Annotated in this window: 7 protein-coding genes; 4 read left to right on the top strand and 3 right to left on the bottom strand. The window is 60.8% G+C overall.

The window, feature by feature from the left end; all coding sequences use genetic code 11:
• Window positions 1-729, top strand: a 729-nt coding sequence (gene clpX, locus SO140_RS36200; RefSeq protein ID WP_498543806.1) for an ATP-dependent Clp protease ATP-binding subunit ClpX, incomplete at its 5' end; no start/stop codon positions are given.
• Between the two features lie 51 nt (window positions 730-780).
• Entirely contained in the window at window positions 781-990 is a 210-nt protein-coding gene (locus SO140_RS36195; RefSeq protein ID WP_449379678.1) for a hypothetical protein, read from the top strand.
• Between the two features lie 495 nt (window positions 991-1,485).
• Here the strand turns inward: SO140_RS36195 and SO140_RS36190 are convergent, their stop codons facing one another.
• The 3 genes from SO140_RS36190 to SO140_RS36180 form a co-directional block, all read right to left on the bottom strand.
• Window positions 1,486-2,994: a YncE family protein gene (locus SO140_RS36190; protein ID WP_449379679.1), complete on the bottom strand. Its 1,509-nt coding sequence runs from the start codon at window positions 2,992-2,994 to the stop codon at window positions 1,486-1,488.
• A gap of 1 nt (window position 2,995) precedes the next feature.
• Window positions 2,996-3,424, bottom strand: a complete 429-nt coding sequence (locus SO140_RS36185) for a DUF305 domain-containing protein (RefSeq protein ID WP_449379680.1) — start codon at window positions 3,422-3,424, stop codon at window positions 2,996-2,998.
• Between the two features lie 354 nt (window positions 3,425-3,778).
• Entirely contained in the window at window positions 3,779-4,723 is a 945-nt protein-coding gene (locus tag SO140_RS36180) for a LysR family transcriptional regulator (RefSeq protein ID WP_498543805.1), read from the bottom strand.
• Between SO140_RS36180 and SO140_RS36175 the strand changes: the two genes are divergently transcribed.
• Together SO140_RS36175 and SO140_RS36170 are read left to right on the top strand one after the other, a co-directional pair.
• The gene (locus tag SO140_RS36175; protein ID WP_474799255.1) at window positions 4,637-5,041 is read left to right on the top strand and encodes a hypothetical protein; all 405 of its coding nucleotides are present in this window, start codon (window positions 4,637-4,639) and stop codon (window positions 5,039-5,041) included. The two genes, SO140_RS36180 and SO140_RS36175, sit on opposite strands and share 87 nt — an antisense overlap.
• Window positions 4,972-6,033, top strand: coding sequence for an alpha/beta fold hydrolase (locus SO140_RS36170; RefSeq protein WP_449379682.1), 1,062 nt, complete (start codon window positions 4,972-4,974; stop codon window positions 6,031-6,033). The genes SO140_RS36175 and SO140_RS36170 overlap by 70 nt, the downstream gene beginning before the upstream one ends.
• Window positions 6,034-6,480 lie beyond the last annotated feature (447 nt).

Below are 6,480 nucleotides of genomic sequence, written 5' to 3'. Positions count from 1 at the left end.
GAGATCGACAAGATCAGCCGCAAGTCCGACAACCCGTCGATCACCCGAGACGTGTCGGGTGAGGGCGTGCAGCAGGCGCTGCTGAAGATCATGGAAGGCACGGTGGCTTCGGTCCCGCCGCAGGGCGGCCGCAAGCATCCGCAGCAGGAGTTCCTGCAAGTGGACACCACCAACATCCTGTTCATCTGCGGCGGTGCGTTCGCCGGCCTCGAGAAGATCATCTCGGCGCGCGGCCGGTCGACCTCGATCGGCTTCGGTGCCTCGGTGATCGCACCGGAAGATCGCCGCACCGGCGAGATCTTCCGCCACGTCGAGCCTGACGATCTCGTCAAGTACGGCCTCATCCCTGAGTTCGTCGGCCGTCTGCCGGTCGTTGCGACGCTCGAGGACCTTGACGAGACCTCGCTGAAGAAGATTCTGACCGACCCGAAGAACGCGCTGGTCAAGCAGTATCAGCGCCTGTTCGAGATGGAGAACATCGAGCTGACCTTCGCCGATGAGGCGCTTGGCGCGGTTGCCCGCAAGGCGATCGAGCGCAAGACCGGCGCGCGCGGACTGCGCTCGATCCTCGAGGCGATCCTGCTCGAGACCATGTTCGATCTGCCGGGCCTGGAAGGTGTGGAAGAGGTCGTGATCTCCCGCGAGGTCGTGGAAGGCACGGCGCGTCCGCTCTACATCCACGCCGATCGCTCCGATCGCGCCGTGGAAGGTAGCGCCCTGGCATGCTGACTCGACCGAACTAATCGAAGGCTGTCTCCGAATATCCGAAGGGATTTTCTCGTGATCAAGATCATCGCCGTGCTCTGCAGTCTTGCTGCTCCGGCAAGTTGCCACGAGCAGACCGTCACCACTTCTGACTTCGCTGATGTCTCCATGCAGTCCTGTCTAATGGGCGCGCCGCAGCTCGCTGCGTGGATGAATCAGCATCCGACCGAACGTCTTGCGGCGTGGCGCTGCGTGATCGGTCAAAGGGAGGGCAGGGGAGCTTAGGGAACATCCTGCGCAGCTAAATGCCGCGCTGCCATGTCGGTCCCATCGATCTGCCATAAGCGGGTCGACCTTCGACTGAACGTGCAGGAGCTGGCGGCTTATCGGAATGCAGCACTAACCTCATCGATGGCCAGCCTTGTCCGCAGGGGGAAATGCCCCATGCCCGGAAGAAGGGGCATCTCCGCGTGCAGTCGTTCGGCGAACTCTACTCCCATCTCCCCGTTGATGTAGAGATCTTTCTCGCCACAAATAACCTTCAGGGGCGTCTTGAGCTAGGCAAATTTCGATTCGAAGTGATCCTGGTCTCGCGTAAAGTGCGAGTAGTAGTGGGAGAGCGCATCTGCCGATGTCATCGCTCCCCGGATCCATCCTCGGAAAATGTCGTCCTTGAACTCACGCGCAACTTCAAAATGCTCTTCCTCGGGCAAACCTCTGCAGGATTTCGTTGCGATTGCTGCTCAGGTTGTCGCGGACCCGATCCAGGCACGACCGCGATCATTCCGCCTGCACCTGCACCGGCGAGCCCGGGCCGTCGACCATACCGGGCGCGATCACCAGATAGCGGCGCTGGACCTTGTCACCACCGCGCACGAGCTGCCGGATCGGTCCGATCGCAGTGACGACCGCCGCGCCCGCCGGATTGGTCATGAAGCCCTGCAGAGGCTGCAGCGCACCGCCGCCTGACGCCTCGTTCGCCAGCGCCAGCACGTAGGGCTTGCCGGGCTCAAGCCCGGTGACCGAAGCCTCGAGCACTTGCACCAGGCCTTGGTCGGAGAGCGAGACGCTAGTGGGCGCCTGGTCCGGTTTCTGCCCGGGCGGCGCGAGCCACAGCTGCGTCGACATCCCGGCTACGCCGAGTGGCTGCAGGTTCTCCGTTCCCGCACGATCAGGGGTTGCAGGCATCATCGTCATCGCGGCGTTGTCGCTCACGCTCATCATCGAGCTGGCATTTGGCACGTAGACCACCGCCTGCGCCGCCTGTCCGATCGGGCTCGTCGCGATCACCTTGTTCGTCAGCGTATCGATCGCGGCGATGCGGTCCTCGTTCTCGAGACCGACATAGACCCGCGTGCCGTCACCGGACGGCCAGACGCCGTGGGGCAGCTTGCCGACCGGAATGGTTGCTACCTTCGAGAAGTCGTTGGTGCGATAAACCTGGACCTCGTTGAGGCCGCCGATCGTGACATAGGCGAACATGCCGTTGGCGTTGCGCACGATGTTGACGTGGTTTGTGATCGGCCCCGTGTCGATCGTCTTCAAGAGCGCGAATGGCGGCTGGGCATCGAACACCTCGACCTTGCCGGTGTCTTTCAACGTGAACCAAACCTGGGCACCATCCGGTGTGGCGGCAATGTTCGGACAAAACGGACTCGCCTGCGGGACCTTGCCGACGATCTTGTGGTCGGCGACAGTGATAACTGCGGTCTCGGGCGTGAACGACGAGCAGACATAGCCGTACTTCCCGTCCGGCGAAAAGATCGTCATGCCCGGTCCGTTTGCCACAACGATCCGCGTCTTTTCCTGGTAGGTCGTGCCGTCGAGTACCGCGACATAGTTCTCGCCCCGCACCACCACCCAGACTTCATTGCCGTCCGGCGTGAAGAACGCCTCGTGCGGCGAGCGCCCGACGTAGGTGACGTGCTTGACGGTGTTGGTTGCGGTATCGATGAAATTCACGGCGTTCGAGCCGATTGCGACCGCGGCAAGTGTGCGATGATCGGGCGAAAAACCCAAGCCGTGCACCAGCAACTGGCCGCGATAGAGTGGGCTGAAGCTCGCCGGCAGCGGATCGCCGAGCCGGATAACGCCGAGCAGCCTGTTGTCGACGGGATCGGTGACCGAGACTGTGTTCGAGAACTGCTCGGCGGCGTAGACGCGATCGCGGTGGCTGATCGGGATATCGGGATTGGAGGCAGCGCCCGGGACTTGTCCGGCATCGGCATGTCGCGTCGCCACGAGAACGATCGATACCAGGAGGCTCCCCAGATAAGCGGCGCGTTTCATGTCACGGCTCCACGCTTCGATCGGAGGGTTGGCGCTGATCGACAGCGAGGCGCATCACCGCGATCTCCTGTTGCTGAGTCACGATGATCTCCTGGGCCAACCGCCTGATCTGCGGATTGCGGCCGTGGCGAAGCACGGCAAGCGCCATGTCGATGGCACCCTGATGATGCGGCACCATCATCGCAACAAAATCGGCATCAACGTCGCCGGTCGGCTTCACCGCCATATCGCCCATCATTCTTTTCATGGCGGTGATGGTCTCGGCCAGGAAGGAAGCTTCTGCACCAACGTCGGAGGTAGGCCTCGCGCAAATCTCCGGATGTGACGCCGGAAGCGATTGGGCGGACGCGAAGAAGATAGTTCCAACGGTGCACACGACCGCGAGCGTGGTCACCGTGAGCATGGCCGAACCGCGAGTGAGCGAATTCATCCCGACCTCCCGAGTTCATTTTCAAATCGTCACGGCGCAAGCCTGGCTCAGTGGCCATTCGGCGAAAACGTCCTTTAGTCACGTTGCCGTCATGTAGAGGGCGGCGCGACGGAGCAGCCACTGCACCGGGCGCGCCGGATCAGCTCTCGCGCGTCATGCGTAATACGACCGGGATCGTGGCAGCGCCTGGTCAGATGCAAAAAAAGTCGGCGAGGATAGCTTCACTGCATCCCTCCCTGCAACACCAAAGCTAGTCCAATTCCTGGCGGTAAGGGGTCACGATTTCGTTTCATGGCACTTTTCGGACGTCGTCGGTCCGAGGAATATTCGGTAGGTCGCCTGTCCCGATAAACTCTATCTCTCGATGTTTGCTGGACGGAAGCTTCGCGCGCTGCCCTTCCCTTTTTGACGATTCGCAGCATAGTTCGAAATCACCTGAAGAAATGCCTGCTCCGCGCGGCTGACGTATCGCTCCTTGTGTCGAAGGGCGACGAAGCGGCGATGCAGAAGAGGAAATTTGACGGGAACGAGGTTGCCTGCCTTGATCGAATTCGCAACCACCAATCTGGATATCACGGTGACCCCGGCGCCAGCCTCGGCCGCGGCGCGAACCGCTTCATTCGATGGGAGCACCAGCGCGACGTTGAGATCCTTGCTCGTTAAGCCAAGGCCGGGCAGCGCGCCCTCGAAGACCGATCGCGTACCTGAGCCTGGCTCGCGCAACACCCAAGGTCCGCGCTTCAATTCCTGCGCCGATCGCGGCGTTCTTGCCGTCCAGGGATGGGTTAGCGGCGCAACAAGGATGAGTTCGTCTTCCGCAACGGGAACCATGACGAGGGTTGGATCATCAATTGCCGCTTCGACCAAGCCGAGATCGGCGCTGCCTTCGCGAACCATGGCTGCGACATTTTCCGAGTTGCCAATCGTCGTGCTGACGATGACGCCGGGATATCGCAACCGATAGCTCTGGATCGCCACAGGCAGCCAATAGTTCGCCACGGTTTGACTCGCAGCCAGCGCCAACGAGCCTTGCGTGAGGTCGGCAAGGTCGGTCAACACCTTCGCGGCGGCGGACGCACGGGCAAGCACCGCCTTTGCTTCCTTCAGGAATAGCCGCCCCGCCTCCGTCAGCGCAATCCTACGACCGATCCGATCGAACAGCTTGGTCGCGTATCGCTCTTCGAGCGCGGCGACTGCGGCGCTCGTCGCCGATTGGGTCAGATTAAGCTGGTGCGCGCCTCGGGTGACGTGCTCGCATTCAGCCACGGCAACAAAAATGCGAAGCTGCTCAAGGGTCATCCGGCAATCCTGTTCCATCACCCAAAACCAACGCTCATTCCGAACAAGCGCGATAGGAAAAAATCTGTCTCGTTCAGCGGTGGCATTTCCGGTGGCCTCGCCGTGCTGGAGTTTAATCGATTTTATCGATTAAAACATCAAAAATTACTCGTTGGATCGATCGCTGGTCATGCGCCATCTTCGCTCGCATCGAAGCCGGACGAAGGAAACCTCGTCCAGGTCGGACCAACACCCAGCGAGATTGACCAATGGATACGACCAGGAAGTCCGAAGAAATCAACCAGCCGCGCCGGCGCTTTTTCAGCACTGCAGCTCTGACGATCGCTGCCGCTCAGTTGGCCTTGAACAGCTTTGCCGAGGCGCAACCAAGCAGAGCGGAGCAGGAAGGTGCGCGCGCGATCAAGGCGGGGACCAACACGTCGTTTGGCCCTTTGAAGCAGATCGACGCTGGCCTTCTGAATGTCGGATACGCAGAAGCTGGTCCCGCCGACGGTCCACCGGTCGTTCTCCTGCATGGCTGGCCCTACGACATTCACAGCTTCGTAGATGTCGCGCCATTGCTGGCGCAGGTCGGCAACCGCGTGATCATTCCCTATCTGCGCGGCTATGGCACGACGCGCTTTCTTTCCAGCGAAACGTTCCGGAACGGCCAGCAAGCGGCGGTCGCGACGGATATCATCGCTCTCTTGGACGCGCTCAAGATCGAGAAGGCGACCCTCGCCGGTTTTGATTGGGGAGCGCGGACTGCCAACATCATCGCCGCGCTCTGGCCGGAGCGCTGCAAGGCCATGGTCTCCGTTAGCGGTTATCTGATCGGCAGCCCAAACATGGTGCCGTTGCCGCCAAAGGCCGAGCTCGCATGGTGGTACCAATATTACTTTGCCACGGAAAATGGCCGGGCCGGCTACGACAAATACCGGCACGAATTTGCGAAGCTCATCTGGCAGCACGCTTCGCCCAAATGGGACTTCGACGAAGCCATATTCGATCGCAGCGCAGCGTCCCTGGATAATCCGGATCAAGTCGCCATCGCAGTCCACAATTATCGCTGGCGAATCGGCCTCGCCAAGGGCGAGCCCCAATACGACGATCTGGACAGGCGACTTGCGGAATCTCCCGTCATCACGGTGCCTACCATCACGATGGAGGGCGACGCCAATGGTGCGCCACATCCGGAGCCGAGTTCCTACGCCAAGAAATTTTCGGGCAAGTACCAGCACCGGACTATCAGGGGCGGCATCGGACACAATCTGCCGCAGGAAGCGCCGCAGGCCTTCGCCAAGGCAATCGTCGAGGTCGCCGAGATCTGACCGGCGTAAGAGAGAACCTGCGGAGCGGACACATCCATCCCGCAGGGCATCGTCCCCAAGCACGATGAGCGTGGCCTAATCATTCAATGGTGCGGCGAAGGTCAACCAATCGTTCGCCACATGACCCAACAAATGGAGAATCGAAATGACCGTTCAAAAATCACGACACCCTGTTCTCGTCTTCGCAACAATGGCGCTCGGCATTGCGCTTGCCTCTTCCCCTGCTCTTGCAGCTCACCCAACGCATGCCGCGGCCAAGTCCCTGGAGCGTCCGCACGCTCAGGTTTACGGGTCGAACAGCATGTTTGCGCCGCGGGCGCTTAGGCTGCAGCCTCAAAATCATGTCGATGATCCATGGGCAGAGCTATGGTTGGGATGACGATGGTTGCGGCGGCGAAATTCTCAACAAGTTCGATGGAATAAGACGCGTCGCGATACGTCTCACGC

It is taken from the genome of Bradyrhizobium sp. UFLA05-108 (assembly GCF_059803455.1).
This window is presented reverse-complemented; position numbering and strand designations above follow the sequence as displayed.

Excerpts from the sequence above, each read along its gene's own strand:
- SO140_RS36190 (WP_449379679.1), bottom strand. The coding sequence starts at position 2,994 with ATGAAACGCGCCGCTTATCTGGGGAGCCTCCTGGTATCGATCGTTCTC.
- SO140_RS36185 (WP_449379680.1), bottom strand. The coding sequence starts at position 3,424 with ATGAATTCGCTCACTCGCGGTTCGGCCATGCTCACGGTGACCACGCTC.
- SO140_RS36180 (WP_498543805.1), bottom strand. The coding sequence starts at position 4,723 with ATGACCCTTGAGCAGCTTCGCATTTTTGTTGCCGTGGCTGAATGCGAG.
- SO140_RS36170 (WP_449379682.1), top strand. The coding sequence starts at position 4,972 with ATGGATACGACCAGGAAGTCCGAAGAAATCAACCAGCCGCGCCGGCGC.